The 17374-nt window shown below is 47.3% G+C and carries 17 protein-coding genes and 1 tRNA gene; 7 read left to right on the plus strand and 11 right to left on the minus strand.

Annotated elements, in window-relative coordinates:
• Positions 1-61: 61 nt before the first annotated feature.
• Complete coding sequence (locus IY568_RS02585) at positions 62-1348, plus strand: MATE family efflux transporter (RefSeq protein WP_194866711.1); 1287 nt, start codon at positions 62-64, stop codon at positions 1346-1348.
• Entirely contained in the window at positions 1335-2315 is a 981-nt protein-coding gene (locus tag IY568_RS02590; RefSeq protein ID WP_194866712.1) for an AraC family transcriptional regulator, read from the plus strand. The genes IY568_RS02585 and IY568_RS02590 overlap by 14 nt, the downstream gene beginning before the upstream one ends.
• Here the strand turns inward: IY568_RS02590 and queE are convergent.
• Positions 2312-2977 carry a 7-carboxy-7-deazaguanine synthase QueE gene (gene queE / locus IY568_RS02595; RefSeq protein ID WP_138537862.1) on the minus strand — a complete coding sequence of 222 codons (666 nt, stop codon included), beginning with the start codon at positions 2975-2977 and terminating at the stop codon, positions 2312-2314. The genes IY568_RS02590 and queE overlap by 4 nt on opposite strands.
• A 230-nt stretch (positions 2978-3207) precedes the next feature.
• Between queE and queC the strand changes: the two genes are divergently transcribed.
• Together queC and IY568_RS02605 are read left to right on the plus strand one after the other, a co-directional pair.
• Positions 3208-3864, plus strand: a complete 657-nt coding sequence (gene queC / locus IY568_RS02600) for a 7-cyano-7-deazaguanine synthase QueC (RefSeq protein ID WP_125563281.1) — start codon at positions 3208-3210, stop codon at positions 3862-3864.
• Positions 3865-3995: 131 nt separating this feature from the next.
• Positions 3996-4226: a hypothetical protein gene (locus tag IY568_RS02605; protein ID WP_125563283.1), complete on the plus strand. Its 231-nt coding sequence runs from the start codon at positions 3996-3998 to the stop codon at positions 4224-4226.
• A 54-nt stretch (positions 4227-4280) separates the two neighbouring features.
• Here IY568_RS02605 and IY568_RS02610 read toward each other — a convergent pair whose 3' ends face one another.
• From IY568_RS02610 to rlmE, 9 genes are all read right to left on the minus strand, one after another.
• A complete protein-coding gene (locus IY568_RS02610) occupies positions 4281-5252 on the minus strand; it encodes an ATP-grasp domain-containing protein (RefSeq protein WP_125563285.1) in 972 nt (323 codons plus the stop codon).
• A gap of 111 nt (positions 5253-5363) precedes the next feature.
• Complete coding sequence (locus IY568_RS02615) at positions 5364-7355, minus strand: UvrD-helicase domain-containing protein (protein ID WP_194866713.1); 1992 nt, start codon at positions 7353-7355, stop codon at positions 5364-5366.
• Positions 7356-7457: 102 nt separating this feature from the next.
• A tRNA-Leu gene (locus IY568_RS02620) sits at positions 7458-7543 on the minus strand.
• 10 nt (positions 7544-7553) lie between these two features.
• A complete protein-coding gene (gene secG / locus IY568_RS02625) occupies positions 7554-7901 on the minus strand; it encodes a preprotein translocase subunit SecG (protein ID WP_125563290.1) in 348 nt (115 codons plus the stop codon).
• A gap of 4 nt (positions 7902-7905) precedes the next feature.
• Complete coding sequence (tpiA, locus tag IY568_RS02630) at positions 7906-8649, minus strand: triose-phosphate isomerase (protein ID WP_125563292.1); 744 nt, start codon at positions 8647-8649, stop codon at positions 7906-7908.
• A gap of 79 nt (positions 8650-8728) precedes the next feature.
• A complete protein-coding gene (glmM, locus tag IY568_RS02635; protein ID WP_125563294.1) occupies positions 8729-10069 on the minus strand; it encodes a phosphoglucosamine mutase in 1341 nt (446 codons plus the stop codon).
• Positions 10066-10911 (minus strand): dihydropteroate synthase, encoded by an 846-nt coding sequence (gene folP / locus IY568_RS02640; protein WP_194866714.1) that lies wholly within the window; start codon positions 10909-10911, stop codon positions 10066-10068. The genes glmM and folP overlap by 4 nt, the downstream gene beginning before the upstream one ends.
• Before the next feature lie 394 nt (positions 10912-11305).
• Complete coding sequence (gene ftsH, locus IY568_RS02645) at positions 11306-13240, minus strand: ATP-dependent zinc metalloprotease FtsH (protein ID WP_125563298.1); 1935 nt, start codon at positions 13238-13240, stop codon at positions 11306-11308.
• A 68-nt stretch (positions 13241-13308) separates the two neighbouring features.
• Positions 13309-13938 carry a 23S rRNA (uridine(2552)-2'-O)-methyltransferase RlmE gene (rlmE, locus tag IY568_RS02650; protein ID WP_010385909.1) on the minus strand — a complete coding sequence of 210 codons (630 nt, stop codon included), beginning with the start codon at positions 13936-13938 and terminating at the stop codon, positions 13309-13311.
• Between the two features lie 83 nt (positions 13939-14021).
• On the opposite strand from rlmE, the gene yhbY reads away from it, so the two are divergent.
• Positions 14022-14318, plus strand: coding sequence for a ribosome assembly RNA-binding protein YhbY (gene yhbY / locus IY568_RS02655; protein WP_010385908.1), 297 nt, complete (start codon positions 14022-14024; stop codon positions 14316-14318).
• Between the two features lie 3 nt (positions 14319-14321).
• Here the strand turns inward: yhbY and IY568_RS02660 are convergent, their stop codons facing one another.
• Positions 14322-15494 carry a serine hydrolase domain-containing protein gene (locus IY568_RS02660; protein ID WP_228553108.1) on the minus strand — a complete coding sequence of 391 codons (1173 nt, stop codon included), beginning with the start codon at positions 15492-15494 and terminating at the stop codon, positions 14322-14324.
• Positions 15495-15674: 180 nt separating this feature from the next.
• On the opposite strand from IY568_RS02660, the gene IY568_RS02665 reads away from it, so the two are divergent.
• Complete coding sequence (locus IY568_RS02665) at positions 15675-16481, plus strand: hypothetical protein (protein WP_194866715.1); 807 nt, start codon at positions 15675-15677, stop codon at positions 16479-16481.
• 144 nt (positions 16482-16625) lie between these two features.
• Positions 16626-17333: a response regulator transcription factor gene (locus IY568_RS02670; RefSeq protein ID WP_194866716.1), complete on the plus strand. Its 708-nt coding sequence runs from the start codon at positions 16626-16628 to the stop codon at positions 17331-17333.
• Positions 17334-17374 lie beyond the last annotated feature (41 nt).

A 17374-nucleotide genomic window follows, 5' to 3' on the forward strand; every position in this document is an offset into this window, starting at 1 on the left:
ACTCAGAGCACCTCGCGACCGAGCCGGTCGCCATCTTGTTTTTGAAACACTTTTTTCCAATATGCATCGGTATGCTGGTTATCGGCCTGTACAACCTGATAGATGGTCTGTTTATCAGCACTTTGTGGGGGAGCAGGCGTTGGGCGCAGTTGCCATGGTATTCCCTGTTCAAATGGGGATTGCAGCGCTGGCTGCTATGCTCTCTGCCGGCATGTCAACTATGGTTACCCGTCTGCTGGGCGCCAGACAACGAGCAAAAGCCGGATTGATAATTGGCCATACCTTGCAGATAGCAATGCTACTCAGCGCAATCCTCCTGGTATTAGGCTGGCTCTATCCACTTGAGATACTAAACTGGCTCAGCGTCGATCCGGTATTCAAAGCCGACGCTTTCGCTTATCTTTATCCCATTATGCTATGTAGTTTTGTTGCGATAATTTTGCCTGTACTGGGAGATATTTTTCGTGCTGAAGGACAACCGCACAAGCTCATGCTGATCATGTTAACAGCCTCCGGACTCAATATTGTGCTGGATTACGTGTTTATTGCAGTATTTGAATGGGGTGTTACCGGCGCGGCTTCGGCCACAGTGATATCACAGGCTACCGCCTTGCTATTGGCCTTATACCTGCTATCGAGACCCGGCAGGTTTACCCCCATTTATTTTGCAATTGATCATAAAGCCTGGCTCCCTATTTTGTCGACAGGGGCACCGGTGTTGATCACACACCTCTGTCTGGGCTGGCAAACGGCCATCATGAATCTTCAGCTCATGCAAACCGCAGGAGAAACCTGGGTTATCACTTATGGTATGCTAAGTCGGGTGCTGACCTTTGCTACTCTGCCCATGGTTGCCATGCTGGTCACCTTTCAAACCTTATGTGCCTTTAACCTTGCAGCACAAAAAGCAGAACGGGTGCGTAAATCAATTGAAATCGCGCTCATTTCAATGATGCTGTATGCCACACTCGTGACAATCCAGCTTGCTTTGTTTGCCCCAAATGTCATGGCCTGGTTTACCAACCAGTCATTACTGATATATCAGGGTCAGGAAATGATACACTCCGCACTGTGGGGGCTGCCACTTGTCGCCTTGATGTTGGTTGCCAGCGGCTTTTATCAGTCTATTGGCGACCCTCGCCGAGCTAGTTTTTATAGTGCATTCAGGATCATATTTGTGTTTACGCCGTTGCTTTTTGTACTGCCACTGTGGTTTGACCTGAACGGGATCTTTATCGCGATAGTCAGCGCCGATATCATCACCGCGCTCGCGACCTGTTGCCTGTGTTGGTTTCACTACAAACAAGCAACCTCAAACAAACTGGAGATTATCAGTGCAAAAAACTGACCGGCAGGAAAAGCATCGGGACTTATATTATCAGCGCTTGAAACCTGTGGTTGCTTATATTCACAGCCACCCGGATCAGCCTGTTAGTCTGGAAAAAGCCGCGCGACTCAGCCACTTTTCTAAGTGCCATTTACAACGCATTTTTTCTGCCCTGATGGGTGAATCCCTGACCCAATACAGTAATCGGGTAAGGCTGGAACGCGCCGCCTCTTTACTGTTCTTTCACCCCGAAAAAAGCGTAACTGACATTGCACTGGACTGCGGCTATTCAAGTAGCGCCAACTTCACGCGCTCTTTCAAAGAACACTATGGCATTACACCAATCAGCATTAGAAAAACAGAGCGCCTGAAAAAGCAACTGGCAGAGCGCCTTGAAGTTCAGAGGATGAACGTTGAATTACTGATGCGACTACAAGCCGAAAAGATGTCTGCGAAGCAGACTGACATATCACCCACGGCCAGCCGGATCATGAAGATTGATGCAATGGACTTATGCACCCTCAGGGCGCCGCAAGGCTATCACCTTGATGGGATCTGGCAATGCTGGGAGCAACTAAATCAATGGGCCCAAGTGCATGGTCTTGACTCACACAGCATGACTAAGCTCGGATTTGGTCATGACAACCCCCTCTTTACCCCGCTGGATAAAGCCAGATATGACGGTGCGTTGGTGATCCCCTCGGGATTAAAAGACAAAGTTAAAAGCCCTTTCAGACTAAGTGCGTTAGCTGCGGGTCAGTATGCGGTTTTTCGCTACCACGACTTAGTGAGTAACCTGCTGCCTTTTCAGCTGGCCCTCTACGCAGCCTGGTTACCGAACAGCGGGTTTGAGCCGGACGATGCCCCGCTCATTGAGCATTACGACCAGCCAGTTGATAACGACCATAACAAAGACCCTGCAAAACGTATGATTGCGCTGGAGATCTGGTTAAAAGTCAAACCGCTGGCTAACACGACCCCCGATTAACTGATGCCAATATATTTATGGACCTGCACAGACAAGCGCCAGTTTTTCCGTTTACATGTATCAATGGCCAGCTTAGTCGCCTTCGCCTTTTGACTGATAGGTTGCAGGTATACCAGCTTAGGCTGAACCCCGGTCTCTTCGAACAAGGCTTCGAGCTCTTCTACGTGCTTCTCCATTGCGACCGGGTGTTTAATCTCATCCGCTCTTTGCATCGCACTTGCCAGGACTTTGTAACCGCCGCGCATATTGATTTTCGGAGATACCGTTACCCAGGTTTGCGCTGGCACCAGAATTTCAAAAGTTCCGCTGGTTTCTACCTGAGTTTGATATCCCTTAGCATGAAGCTTGTCGCACAACGGGTTGAGATCATACATACAAGGCTCGCCCCCGGTGATCACTACATGTTTTGCGGTATAGCCTCGCGCTTCAAACAAGGCCAGTAGTTGCTCAGGTGTGGCATTGGCCCAAAAATCTGAATCCGCTTTTTTCTCTACCGTTTGATCCAAGCTTACAAGATAAACGGGGTCAACCTCCCAGGTCTGCTTGGTATCACACCAGGCGCAACCTACAGGGCATCCCTGTAAGCGCACAAAAATGGAAGGCACACCAGTGTGGCTGGCTTCACCCTGGATGGTTTCAAACACTTCATTTATCTTGTACAAAACAGCTCCGAACTCACTTTACATACCGGATTCAAACCGGACACATGACGACTTAATAACGTTTACATTTTACCCTGGCAAAAACCATAAAGCTGAAAAACAGGCATTATCTGACCCGTCGGATTGTCATTTTTTCAGCGGCCGTGTAGTATATCGCGCCCTGACATAAACCTCTATTAAAATCGCGAGCAATGTCAGTGAGTATTCGAGCACACAAACGAGGCAAACCTATGAGCGAAAAAGTCGTTGTTATTTATTCCGGTGGCATGGATTCATATACAGTCCTGAACAAGGCACTTAAATCAGGCTATGAGGTCTATGCACTGTCTTTTAATTATGGCCAGCGTCATGTAAAAGAGCTCGAAGTTGCACGTCAAGCCTGCGACGAACTCGGTGTGGCTCATAAAATCGTCGACATTTCCGCTATCAATCAGCTGATCGGTGGTTCATCACTAACCGATGACATTGAAGTACCTGAAGGCCATTACGAAGAAGAAAGCATGAAAAGCACTGTGGTGCCAAACCGCAACATGATCTTGCTGTCTCTGGCAGTTGGCTATGCGGTTTCGCTCAAGGCCAGTAAAGTCTTTTACGGTGCCCATTCAGGCGACCATGCAATCTATCCGGACTGTCGCCCTGAGTTTGTGAAAAAAATGGATGACGTCTGCCGCATCGCAAATTATGAAGAAATTGAAATTGTTTGCCCATACCTGAACAACAGCAAGATTGAGATCCTCACAGACGGCCTGAAAATGGGGCTCGACTACAGTAAAACCTGGACCTGCTACAATGGTCGTGAGAAGGCCTGTGGTAAGTGTGGAGCCTGTCAGGAGCGCCTGGAAGCCTTTACATTAAATCAGGCCAGTGACCCACTGTCTTACGAATAACGTCCATCATTTGCTCAGTGGGCAAAGCTACGCCCACTGGCTAAATCACATCTTGAAACAGATCCAATCAAGACCTCTGTTCGATAATTTGCTAACCTAGGACTATCAAAGTGAGAAAGGGAGTCACAGATATGTCCGGCACAACTATGGTTTTTTTAATTGTCTTAGTGGCAGTGGGTTTTGGCGTTATCCGCGATATCTTTGCTAAGCGCCTCGAAATGAAAAAGCTCGACGGAATGAGTCAAGCCGAAAAACAGGCAATGCAGGATGAAATTCAGCAACTCAAAGCCCGCGTAGCAACGCTTGAGCAGATCATCACCGATGATGGCTATCAGGTTGCTAAAGAAATCAATAAGCTATGATACCAGCCAGCAATGGCTGCTGGTATCACTTGGGCTCTAAGCCGTGCTGACATGTTAAGCGCTGGTAGGCTGTGGCTTAGCCACCTGCTTTTTGGCTTCTGAGACCTTTGGCTTTTTCTTGTCGAATATCCCCAAACGAATTCGGATAAAGTGCAGTATCTCCCGCGCCACATCAACATCAACCGCAGCTTCTAAGCCTTCGAAACCTGGACTCGAATTCGCTTCGCAGATCTTAAAGTGTTCTTCATCAAACAACAGATCGATCCCCGCCATATCCAGATTAAGAATATTCGCCGTTTGCGTTGCTAGCCATTCTATCTCGGGGGTGATTGGATGCGACAGGCCTTTCGCGCCCGCACTCACATTCGCTTTGAAGTTTGCGCCGCCTGAATTTCGCTCCATACAAGCAACCACACGCCCACCAATCGTCAATACACGTAAATCCCTACCGTGACTCGACTTAATGAACTTTTGCAGAATAATGTTTGCTTTCGGGCTGGTCGCTTCAATTAACTGCATTAAGTCGTCAAACTCACTGCGCGTTTTTGACAAAAAGACCCCACTGCCCTGTGAGCCAGACAGCGTTTTTACCACCACCGGGAATCCAATTTGCTTTTCAACCAGATCAATATTAACCGGAAACTTCACCAGCATGGTTTTTGGCGTGGGTAAATTTTGCTGTGCCAGGATCTGCTGTGCAAACAATTTGTCTTTTACTGTTTCAGTTGCTTCTGAGCTGTTAAAACAGTGCACGCCGAGCCGCTCAAGGTGACGAATAATCGCCAGTGCAAAATACGTTGTTCCAGCTCCCATACGAGGTAACACAAAATCGGGCAGCGATACCGGCTCGCCATCGATCAAAACACTTTGATCGTCTTCACGAGATACCAGCAAGTCAAACTGATCAGGAGAAAACACCTGCAGATCTATGTTCTCCTCCTGGGCAACTTCCAGTAGGCGTTTAATTTCGTATGTTTCTGGCTTTAAAAGGTTTGCCGAGTCTTTGTATATAATCCATCCACGCATTGGGTGCTCTGTGCTCGCTTGAAATTCAAAGCGCGGATTATGAAAAGCTATGACCCCAAAGTACAACAAAATTTATTTGTCGTCAGGATAAAAGAATTACCAGTTAAGGGGTCAGTTCACTAGTGCCAGGGTCTGCTTGATAAACGGGCTGGGTTCGTCAGGCACCAGCAAACAAACTTGCCGACGGGCACGGGTAAGCGCAACATAGAACAATCGCCGCTCCTCCGCATCTGGATACGACTCCCGCGCAGGTAATAACGCCTCTATGATCGCCGCACTTTGCTGCCTGGCGGGCACGCTGTTGCTATGCAAACCCAATAAAATGCTAAAATCAGCCTCTTTACCCTTAGCGCCGTGAAAAGTCAGCGCGGTAATACGCGCACGAGGAAATCGCTGAGCAAGTTTGGCCAACACTTCTGCTGATGGCAAATATTTGTGATTACGTGCCAATAACAAGACTGAGCAAGGCTCAGCCGTCAGGCTCATAAACCCATCGATTGCTTTGCTTAGCGCATCCTCCTCCTCCGGGTACGTAATCAACACGGGGCAACTGGCCATTTGGCTCGAATTAACCCGTTTAATCAATTGACCAGGGTTTTGACATACAAATTCGCTAGCAATGTCCAGTAGCTGTTGCGGATAACGAAATGTCATATCGAGCTGTTGGATCGTTGCCTCTCCAAAGTGCTCCGAAAAGTGGGTCGTCATAGAGATATCTCCACCACTAAAACGATATATCGCCTGCCAGTCGTCCCCAACGGCAAACAAATCGCTCTTACTGTTGCGCACCAGCAGCGCTTTGAGCAACTCGGCCCGAAGCGGAGAAATATCCTGAAATTCATCAACCAGAATGTAATGCCAGGGACTGTGAAACTTGCCACTACGCACATATTCGATGGCACGCGTGATCATGTCATCAAAGTCAATACATTGCTCTTTTTGAAGATAGAGCTGATAGTCAGTAAGAACAGGCCGGAAGCAGTTCGTCCAGAGGGAAAACTCATGACTCAATGACTGCGTTTTGCCCAAAAACAAGGCCTGCTTGTAAAAGCTCAGCGCCTCCGAAAATTGCCGGATCAATTTCGTTGCCGCTCGGGAGGTCAGTTCGAGTTTTTGGCTGTTTTCAGTTGCTGAAAACTGACTTTTCAGCAACGCCTGTAAATCACGCTGATAATGGGGCTCCTGACACAAAGATGCCAGCGTTTCGGCAATAAACTGCTCTCTGGCTGCGTCACTCTGACACAACGCAGACAAGGTCGGTTTGTTACCTTCAACTTGAGCGATGATCTCCAGCCCAAGGCTATGAAAGGTTGCGCACTCCACCGCAACCTTGCTGTGCGTCAGCCGTTGCTGCATCTCAACAGCCGCTTCCTTTCCATATGCAAGCATGAGTATCTGCTCAGTCCGGGCTTGTTGGGTGTGAAGCAAATAAGCGGCTTTGGCTACCATGACACTGGTTTTTCCGGTTCCCGCCCCTGCAAGCAATAGCTGGCGCTCATCCTGTACCACGCATGCTCGACGCTGTGCCTGGGTCAAGGGCTGCGTACACACCGTATCGAAAAAGCCCTCATAACGACGTAACTGGGCCTGAATAAAGGCTTCTCGGAATTGAGCCAGATCTTCCTCATGCCAGCAGTGCAGCTCAGCCACCGTGTATTGGGCCTGCCGCAGTACCTCATTCATGTCCGGCTGGTTTTGCCAGCCGCTCCAGTACTTTGCCAACTCAGTTATAACAGAGCGAGTTGTAGCCCAATAACGTACAGACAAATATCGATGCTGCAGTAGCCGTTCCACAGCCGCAACCGACGAAAGCAGGCGTGCTTTATGCGTGTTTAACCAGAAGGTTTCAAGCTGAGATTGTAAGTGTGGGTCGGGTTGATGTTTTACCCGAATAGCCAGTACCTGATCCTGCTCATGACACAGTAGGCGTGCGCCTAACCAATCCACCGAAATGGCAGGAGGCTGATGTTGCTGTGCCCAGGCAATCAGCTTTTCACCGTCCGCCTTAAGTACCCTTATTCCTTGTGGGCATACGTCGATTGATCTAACGCCATGGAAAACTTTGGAAATAAAATGAGCAGGAAAATGCATAGAAAGAAACACAAACTAATTTCTTTTATTGTAACCTATGTAAGCGGAATAACGCACTTAAGTAGTTTAAATTCGGGCGTTTTTGAAAATAAGAAAGGAGTCTAGATAACCGATTGGTGCGAATGGGGGGACTTGAACCCCCACGAGCTATGCTCACCACCCCCTCAAGATGGCGTGTCTACCAATTCCACCACGTTCGCTAAGAAGTTTTTAGTTTGGGACGTCTGAGTTGTTTTGAGACTCTTCTGACGCTGGTACATCTTGACTAGCAGGCACTACTGTAGAAGCTGGTGCTTCAAGGTTTTCCCACTGATCTGCCTGTTTAATTTGGCTGGCAGTCAGACTACCCAAAACAATACTCAGGACGAAAAATACCGTCGCAAGAACTGTTGTTGTTTTGGTCATAAAGTTACCAGCACCTGATGAACCAAACACGGTTGCTGAAGCTCCAGCACCGAAAGATGACCCCATGTCGGCGCCTTTGCCTTGCTGAATTAAGATCATGCCGATCAAAGCCAGCGAGACCACCAAATAAATAACCAAAAGAATCTCGTACATTTACTTATCCCTTTGCACTTTCACAGATAGCACTAAAGCTTTCAGGTTTGAGACTCGCTCCGCCTATCAGGCCGCCGTCAATATCTGCTTGTGCGAACAATAATTCACTATTACTTTCATTCACACTGCCGCCATATAATATGCGCAGTGCATCTGCAACCTGTTCATCATAACTACGTAACAAATCGCGAATATACTTGTGCGTTGCCTGAGCTTGCTCTGGTGTGGCTGTTAAACCAGTACCGATGGCCCAAACAGGCTCGTATGCTATCACAGAATTTACCAGTGATGCTATGCCTAATTTTTCAATGACAGATTCAAGCTGTTGTTTAACAACTTCTTCTGTCTTGCCATCTGTTCTTTGTTCTTGGGTTTCACCAATACACAGAATAGGTGTCAAACCACTTTGCTGCGCTTGAGCAAATTTGTTTGCGACATCTTCATTAGATTCGCCGTAAATACTGCGTCTTTCAGAGTGGCCAACTAAGGTGTAATTTGCACCAAGGGCTTTCACTAAAGAAGCTTGTATTTCACCTGTATAGGCACCAGCATCAAATTCTGACACAGTCTGTGTGCCACATTTTAAACCTGCTGATATTGCCTCAGACAGTAACACCGCAGGAGGAAAAACTAATACCTCACACTGTTGCTCTGCGACTTGCGCACTCACCGCTGCAATTTCTTTTATCAGCTCTAGTGAGCCGTTCATTTTCCAGTTGCCTGCGACGATTGGCTTTCTCTGTCCCATGTATTACTCCGCATCAGAAAGCGGGTGAGATACTAACGTCACTCACCCTAAGTTACAAGAAAAAATTGTGGATTTTGGTTTAGTTGCTCACAGATTCAACGACTTGAGCAATTTTGGTGGCAAAGTCAATAACTTGCTTTTCCTGTTCAGCTTCAACCATAACGCGAACAACTGGCTCAGTGCCTGACTTTCTTAACAAGACCCGACCTTTATCACCCAACTCGGCTTCAACCTCTTTCACCGCTTGTTGAACCACATCCGTTGATACGGGATCTGTACCTTTGACATAACGCACATTGATCATTTTCATCGGATATTTGACAAATCCGGCGCCTAAATCTTTCAGCGTCTGGTTTTGAGCAACCATTGCAGCCAGTACCTGTAAGCTTGATACAATACCGTCGCCTGTTGGGATGAGCTCCAGATTCAAGACGTGACCTGAGCTTTCACCGCCAATCGTCCAGCCATGCTCCTGAAGCTTACTCAGCACATAACGGTCGCCCACTTTACTGCGTTCAAACGGAATGTCTCTCTCTTTCAGCGCATTTTCCAACCCCATATTGGACATCACAGTGCCAACCACACCGCCTTTTAGGTGTCCACTACGCTGAGCTTGCGCAGCGATGATATATACAATGTCGTCCCCATCAAACACACGGCCGTTATGATCTACCATCATGACGCGGTCGCCATCGCCATCATAAGCGATCCCCACATCGGCCTGATGCTCAAGTACATGGCGTTTTAAAGCATCTACGTGCGTTGCACCGCACTTTTCATTGATATTAACTCCATTTGGCTCACAAGCCGTGCAGATCACTTCCGCGCCTAATTCACGCATAACTGCCGGCGCAATGTGGTAAGTCGCACCGTTTGCGCAATCCAAGACGATTTTGAGCCCCTCGAGTGATAGTTCGTTGGGGAATTGCCCTTTACAGAATTCGATATAACGACCATCTGCGTTTTCCAGACGTCGTGCCTTACCAAGCTTATCTGAAGCCACACAGGTCATTGGCTCATCGAGCATAGCTTCAATTTCAAGCTCAACCTGGTCTGGTAATTTCTTACCATCACCACCGAAGAATTTTATCCCGTTGTCATGGTATGGGTTGTGCGACGCACTGATCACAATGCCCGCTTCGGCCCGAAATGTTTGCGTCAAGTAAGCAACGGCAGGTGTGGGCATTGGCCCAAGCAGCACGACATTAATCCCTGCAGCGATTAACCCTGCTTCCAAGGACGTTTCCAGCAGATAGCCTGAAATGCGCGTATCTTTGCCTATGATTACTTTTTTGGTGCCAGACTTTGACAGCACTTTACCTGCCGCCCAGCCTAATTTAAGTGCAAATTCAGGTGTGATCGGAAACTCTCCAACCATACCCCGCACACCATCGGTACCAAAATATTTTCTTGTTGTCATTCATTTACTCCATGCGTTGCTGCGCGCCAAACCCGCAGCACATCATTGGTTTCTTTAACATCATGAACACGTATAATCTGCGCGCCCTGTTGAGCACATAACAATGCTCCACTAAGGCTCGCAGCCAAGCGTTCATCTGTATCCCGATTAAGTAATTTGCCAAACATAGATTTGCGGGATAACCCGGCAAGAATAGGACGTTGTAGTTCAGCAAAGTAAGATAATTGTCCTAACAGTGAAAAGTTATGTTCCAGCGTTTTTCCAAAGCCAAACCCTGGATCAATAATGAGGCGTTCACGTGCTATGCCCGCTTCAACACAGCAAGCCATACGTGACTCGAAAAATGCGCTGATATCTCTAAACAGGTCCTCATAGCAGGGATTGAGCTGCATCGTTCTGGGTTGCCCCTGCATGTGCATCAGGCACACTGCAACATCATCGTAATGTGCAGCCACGTCAAGTGCACCAGGCTCCTGCAACGCACGCACATCATTGATCATATCAGCACCCGCTTCAATCGCAGCTGACATAACCTCAGCTTTACTGGTGTCAACTGAAATAACACAGTCAGACTGAGCTCGTATTCCTTCAATCACGGGGATAACACGCTCAAGCTCTTGTTCCAATGCGACATCAGGTGCGCCAGGACGTGTTGACTCCCCCCCAATATCAAGCACACTTGCGCCTTGCTGAAGAAGGGTCAAACCATGATTGACAGCGCTGTCAGATTGACAATACTTGCCACCATCTGAAAAGGAATCAGGAGTTACGTTAACAATTCCCATTATCTGGGGTGTAGACAGGTCAAGTGTACGACCACGAGGAAGTTTAAGCTTAAGCATAATACGCCTGTTGAATTGCTTTTATATAAGCATATTTTATAAAAAACTGCCACATTAAGATAGTGAGTGCTCGCTGTGAAGAGCATACCTGACACCACATGAATGGCTGCTTACTTAATCCAATTCGTCGAATTTCGGCTCTTTAGGAGGCCTGGAAGATGCCAATTCACAGCATCCATTTGTATACATATATACAGTGTTCTAGTCCTGATAATTATCTAGGCGGACTTTCATTTTCCCTATGCTCTAAGTATTCGTTGGTTAAACGTGAGATAAGATAAGTCTCAGCCAGTAAAACCTGTTAGCCAGACGAATTGGTAAAGAAGTCATCCTTAAAATATAAAAAAACCCCGGCTAATGCCGGGGTTTATCAATTATTGAATTCTAACTTAGATTATAACTTGTCATCAAGCTCAGAACCCGATACTGGCGCACTTTCGCTCTTTTCAGCGTCAGTATCGGTGCCAGCAGAAGTACCCGTATTACCATTATCGGTTGGCTTACGGTCATGCGCGTCTCTTGGAGGACGCACCTCTTTTCTTTCCATTAAGTCGTCAATCTGGCCTGCATCGATTGTTTCATACTTCATCAATGCATCCTTCATGGCATGAAGGATATCCATATTGTCTTTCAGAATTTGTTCCGCCCTGCCATAGTTGCGGGTTACAAAGTCCTTAATTTCAGCATCAATGAGCTTAGCAGTCTCATCAGACACACCTGCCATGCGTGACGACCCGCCACCCATAAACATTTCGCCCTGCTCTTCCATGTACATCTGAGGGCCCAGCTTTGGACTAAGACCCCATTGTGTAACCATTTTACGGGCAATATCAGTGGCTCGCTCAATGTCGTTGCTGGCTCCCGTCGTTACTTTGTCATCTCCATATATAATGGCCTCTGCGATTCGGCCACCATACAGGCTGGATAGCATAGACTCCAAATGCTCTTTTGAGTGACTAACTCTGTCTTGCTCAGGCAAATACATAGTTACACCCAATGCGCGGCCACGAGGAATAATAGACACTTTGTAGACAGGATCATGCTCTGGCACCAATCGACCTACAATCGCGTGACCAGCCTCGTGGTATGCTGTCATTTCTTTTTCTTTCTCAGACATCACCATAGATTTACGCTCTGCGCCCATCATGATCTTGTCTTTGGCTGCGTCAAATTCAGCCATGCTCACTTTACGTTTGTTACCACGGGCAGCAAATAGCGCAGCTTCATTAACCAGGTTAGCCAGGTCAGCACCTGAGAAACCAGGTGTACCACGGGCAATAACCGATGCCTCAACGTTTTCATCAAGCGGCACTTTGCGCATATGTACATTCAGGATTTGCTCACGACCACGTACGTCTGGCAAACCTACAACAACCTGACGGTCAAAACGGCCAGGACGCAGCAATGCCGGGTCAAGTACATCGGGACGGTTCGTCGCAGCAATAACGATAATACCTTCATTGCCTTCGAAACCATCCATTTCAACCAGCATCTGGTTCAGAGTTTGCTCACGCTCATCGTGACCACCACCCATACCAGCACCACGTTTGCGGCCTACGGCGTCTATCTCATCGATAAAGATAATACACGGCGCCGCTTTCTTTGCCTGATCGAACATGTCTCGTACGCGTGACGCACCAACACCAACAAACATTTCTACGAAGTCAGAACCTGAAATGGTAAAAAATGGTACTTTAGCCTCACCAGCGACCGCTTTGGCAAGCAAAGTTTTACCTGTTCCAGGAGGACCGACCATCAACACACCCTTAGGAATGTTACCTCCAAGCTTTTGGAACTTAGACGGGTCACGCAAGAAGTCGACCAATTCGGTCACGTCTTCTTTTGCTTCGTCGCACCCAGCAACGTCGGCAAATGTAGTTTTAACCTGGTCTTCCCCCATCAGGCGAGCTTTGCTCTTACCAAATGACATGGCGCCTTTGCCACCGCCACCTTGCATCTGACGCATGAAGAAGATCCATACACCAATTAACAACAGCATAGGGAACCAGGAAATGAAGATATTAGCCAGGAAAGACTGCTCTTCCGGCGCAACCCCTTTAACGTTTACGTCGTTTTTAAGTAAGTCATTGATCAGGTCGTCATCATACAACGGCATAATGGTTTGAAAACGTTCACCATTATTTTTGATCCCTGTGATCGTGCCAGCTGTGCGGTCGATGTTGACATCGCGGACTACACCGCTACGTACTTCGTTCACAAACTGAGTGTAACTAGTCTGGCGATCTGCTTGTTCGCCACCATTGAAGCTCTGAAATACGGTCATAAGCACGACTGCTATCACCAACCAGAGTATTAAGTTCTTCGCCATATCGCTCAAGGGGTTAACCTCTTGTATCTAAAATAATTCAAATTCGTCTTAAAAGCGTTTCAACTGTACTACAGTTTGTAGCCCGTCGCCACTATATATACTTCACGAGATCGTGGACGAGATGCTTTTGGTTTGCGGATCTTAACCACTTTAAAGGCATTACGCACGTCCTGCACAAACTGATCAAAGCCTTCGCCTTGAAACACCTTCACGGCAAACGCCCCATTCGGTTTGAGAACCTGATGGCACATATCAAATGCCAACTCGACCAAGTACATGCTACCAGCCTGATCTATCACATTGTTGCCACTCATATTGGGTGCCATATCCGAACATACCACATCAATATTTTTGCCACCAATTCGCTCCATTAAGGCATTGAGTACGGCTTCTTCGCGAAAGTCACCTTGCAAAAAGGCGACACCCGGCAGAGAGTCCATTGGCAAAATATCACATGCGATCACTTCGCCCTTCTCACCGACCTGTTCGGCCAAATACTGAGACCAGCTTCCTGGCGCTGCGCCCAGGTCGACAACATGCATACCTGGTCTAAACAATTTGTCTTTTTGTTGGATCTCTTCCAACTTAAACACAGCACGTGAGCGATAGCCTCGCTTTTGTGCCTCATGAACATAAGGATCTTCAACATGTTCTTTTAACCAGCGTTTGGAGCTCGCTGAGTGCTTTTTATTTGCCATATTAACTGCAACTCATTAGTAATATTCTTTAGATGGCGTTAGAATAGCGGTAATTCAAGCCTTAATTAGTAAATTGTATCAATATGACATTATCAAATAAACAGAAGCAGTACCTAAAAGGGTTAGCACATGACCTAAAACCCGTTGTTTTGCTCGGTGGTAACGGGCTGACAGAAGGAGTTCTGTTAGAGATTGAGCAATGTTTAGACATCCACGAACTCATCAAGGTCAAAGTACCGACCAATGATCGTGAAACCAAACAGCTTATCTTTGAAGCCATTATCCGTGAAACAGGTGCCCACAAGGTTCAGACAATCGGCCATATCGTCGTTTTGTATCGCCAAAGTGAAGATAAAAAAATCCAGTTACCTCGCCAGTAGCATCTAGCTGGCTGCCTGAGCATCAGCTTGTGCCCTGGCAGCTCTGCTAAATTCAATGGCCTGACGAATGAATTCTGTACTCAGGCCATTGATGACCCCACTTTCTGCATTCAGCAGCAAACTAAAACCAATCCCCAACTCTGGTAACACTGCCACATCCGTTCTATAACCTTGCACCCAGCCACTGTGGTAATACATTAATTCACCTGAAAAACTATAAATACGCCAGCCAAGGCCATAATGTGCTTGTTCAACATAATTACGCCACACACGCCTGCGCAATTCGCGCTTTGTGCGCGTATACGGGCGTGACTGTATGGTAAGCGCATCCAGCGACAAGACCGACGGGTATATGCCCAGTTGTGCCTTTAGCCATTGTGCCATATCTGCGGCACTGGCATTCACACCCGCTGCTGGCGCCACTTTATAGTAGTGTGGCTTCAGCCTGGCAGTGTGCCATCGTTTAGTCCCTCGCACATGAGGTGCCGCAAAATTATCATCTCTGGTCATGTGCGCATGACCTAAGCCCGCATCTTTCATACCCAAAGGAGCAAAGAAGAAGTGCTCGAGCCAGGATTCGTAGCTAAGTTGCGTCGTTTGCGCAATCACATTGCCGATCAAACTAAACATAACATTCTGATAGCCATAACAAATACCCGGTCTACAAAGATGCTTAACATCAACCAGGCGCGGATAAATTTTGTCATACGTCATGCGTGACTCTATCAGGTTGTCATAGGCGTTGGGTACCAGACCGCTAGAGTGGCTCAGTAAGTGGTATAACTTGGCCTTACCGTAAGCGCTCTCACTGAAAATAGGCAGGTGCTCCGCAACGGTATCTTCGAGATTAAGAACCCCTTGAGCTGCCAACTTGGCAGTCAGGGAGCCGGCAAAGGTCTTGGATACCGAGGCTAACCGAAAGCGCGTATTGGCCGTGACGTTGCGCCCTTTTTTAACTTTGGTTTGCCCTATGCCTACGATATGATCACCATGCTGCTGATGAACAATACTCAAAGCAGCACCCGGTATCGATTTTTCTTTTAGTTTTTGTTTGAGTTGCTTAGAATATGCGTTCACAAATTGCTCCCAGCGCAGCTGTTCGCTGTCTGGGTTAGCCTGAGCGACCCAAGTCGACAGTGCGAAAGCAATAATAATAAGATGATGCAGTGACTTCATAATGATCCGATTCATTAACACGCTGCACATAATATCATGAAGTTTGGCACTGCTCACGCGGACAATCCTTGTTGGTCATAGAAATTCTTCAATGCAGACCGAGGGATAGTGCCAAATAATTTGTCGTGTTTTAATGCAGCTAAGTGCTGATCTATAAAACTAAGTTTAGAGGTATAAGTCATGCGCTGTTTGCTTTCAATTATTGCCTTGGCCGGACTCACAGGGTGTATTGCAACACCGCCAATGGCCCCCAAACTGGATGTGCCAAAAAAGCCGCTATTAACTAAATCCGTTTACCAGCTGTCATATAGCACTGAACTCGAATCTGCCCGGATCAAATCTGTGCAACTGCCCGCTCACCCAGTTAAGAGTGGTAATACAGTTTACATAGATACCAGTAAAGTAAGCGTCACAGACACATTGCGTAAGCAGATTATCCAACTACTAAAAGACAAAGGCTTGACAGTCGTCGCACAAAAAAGCAGTGACTACCACCTGGTTGTGCAGCAAATGGATCTATCATTTGGCAAGGACAAGGTTTATGTACTCAATAAACCTGAAGATCCCCACCCTTACATTGCGCAACTCGCCCAAACAATCCCAAGTAAGCAGTGTAGTAATATCATTGCGTCTTTAAGCATGCGGCTGACGCACAAGTCATCCTCCGATGTCATTTGGTTTGCCAAATCATCGATTAACAGTGCTGGATATCAGGGCATTCCGCTACAATATACCTTCACAGAAACAGAAAAGGTCGCAAACGAACACGCGGTGATCTCCTTCATTGTTGAACAAAACCAAGAAGAAGCACGCCGAGCCAGATACAATCAGGCTGTCAACATCCCGCCCTATCAGGTGGAAACACAGATTTCGCCTTTGGTAAAAACGGCTGGCGCATGTAATCAAACAGAAGTGAGCGCACTGACCAGCGACATGATGCATCATTTGAGTCGAGGTCTGATAGAAAAGCTTAATGTATTGCTTTAACTGGAGTTCTCACACAAGAACACACACTTAATTACACTTTTTACGTGATTCATACTTATAATTGCAGGCAAGAACATAATTCAAACAAAATAAATAACGCCTTGTCCAGCTGAATCCAGGCAAGCGCAATAAAGGAGAAGTCAAATGGAGCAATACGGCACGATTTTGTTGGTTGAAGATGACGAATCACTCGCACAGTGGGTTGCTGATTACCTGAATAATCAAGGCTACACTACTGAGTGTTGTTATCGCGGCGATCAGGTTGTCAGTATGGTCAAACAACACGAACCGGATTTGGTTTTACTGGACATCATGTTACCGGGTCAGGATGGTATCAGCGTATGTCGCGAATTGCGCCAGTTTTACAACAAGCCCATCATCATGCTGACAGCAAAAGATGAAGAAATGGACGAAGTGATTGGACTGGAGGTAGGTGCCAGCGATTATGTGATAAAACCCGTGCGCCCTAGAGCGTTACTCGCGCGTATTAAAGCTAACATGCGCGTTGCCCAGGACAATGACGCCGGCACAGATAGCAGCGCAGTAATGCTCAATGTCGGTAATCTCCGCATAGACACTCAGGCACGCAAGGTCATCGTCGCAGACCAGGAAGTGAATGTCTCCAGTGCTGAATACCTATTGCTGCATTTCCTCGCCAGCAACGCCGGTGAAGTGGTGTCCCGGGATGCGGTGTTCAAAGCCACCAAAGGCCGTGAATACGATGGTCTGGACCGCAGTGTTGACGTACTCATTTCTGCGCTGCGCAAAAAGTTCGGTGATGACCCCCAAAACCCTGAAAAAATTAAAACAATCTGGGGGAAAGGCTATCTGCTGGTACCTTCAGCGTGGTAAGCCAGACTTTAATCTATTTATAGGTCCGCTTTTGACTACGC

The organism is Pseudoalteromonas sp. PPB1 (assembly GCF_015356275.1).
Lineage (GTDB): Bacteria > Pseudomonadota > Gammaproteobacteria > Enterobacterales > Alteromonadaceae > Pseudoalteromonas > Pseudoalteromonas rubra_D.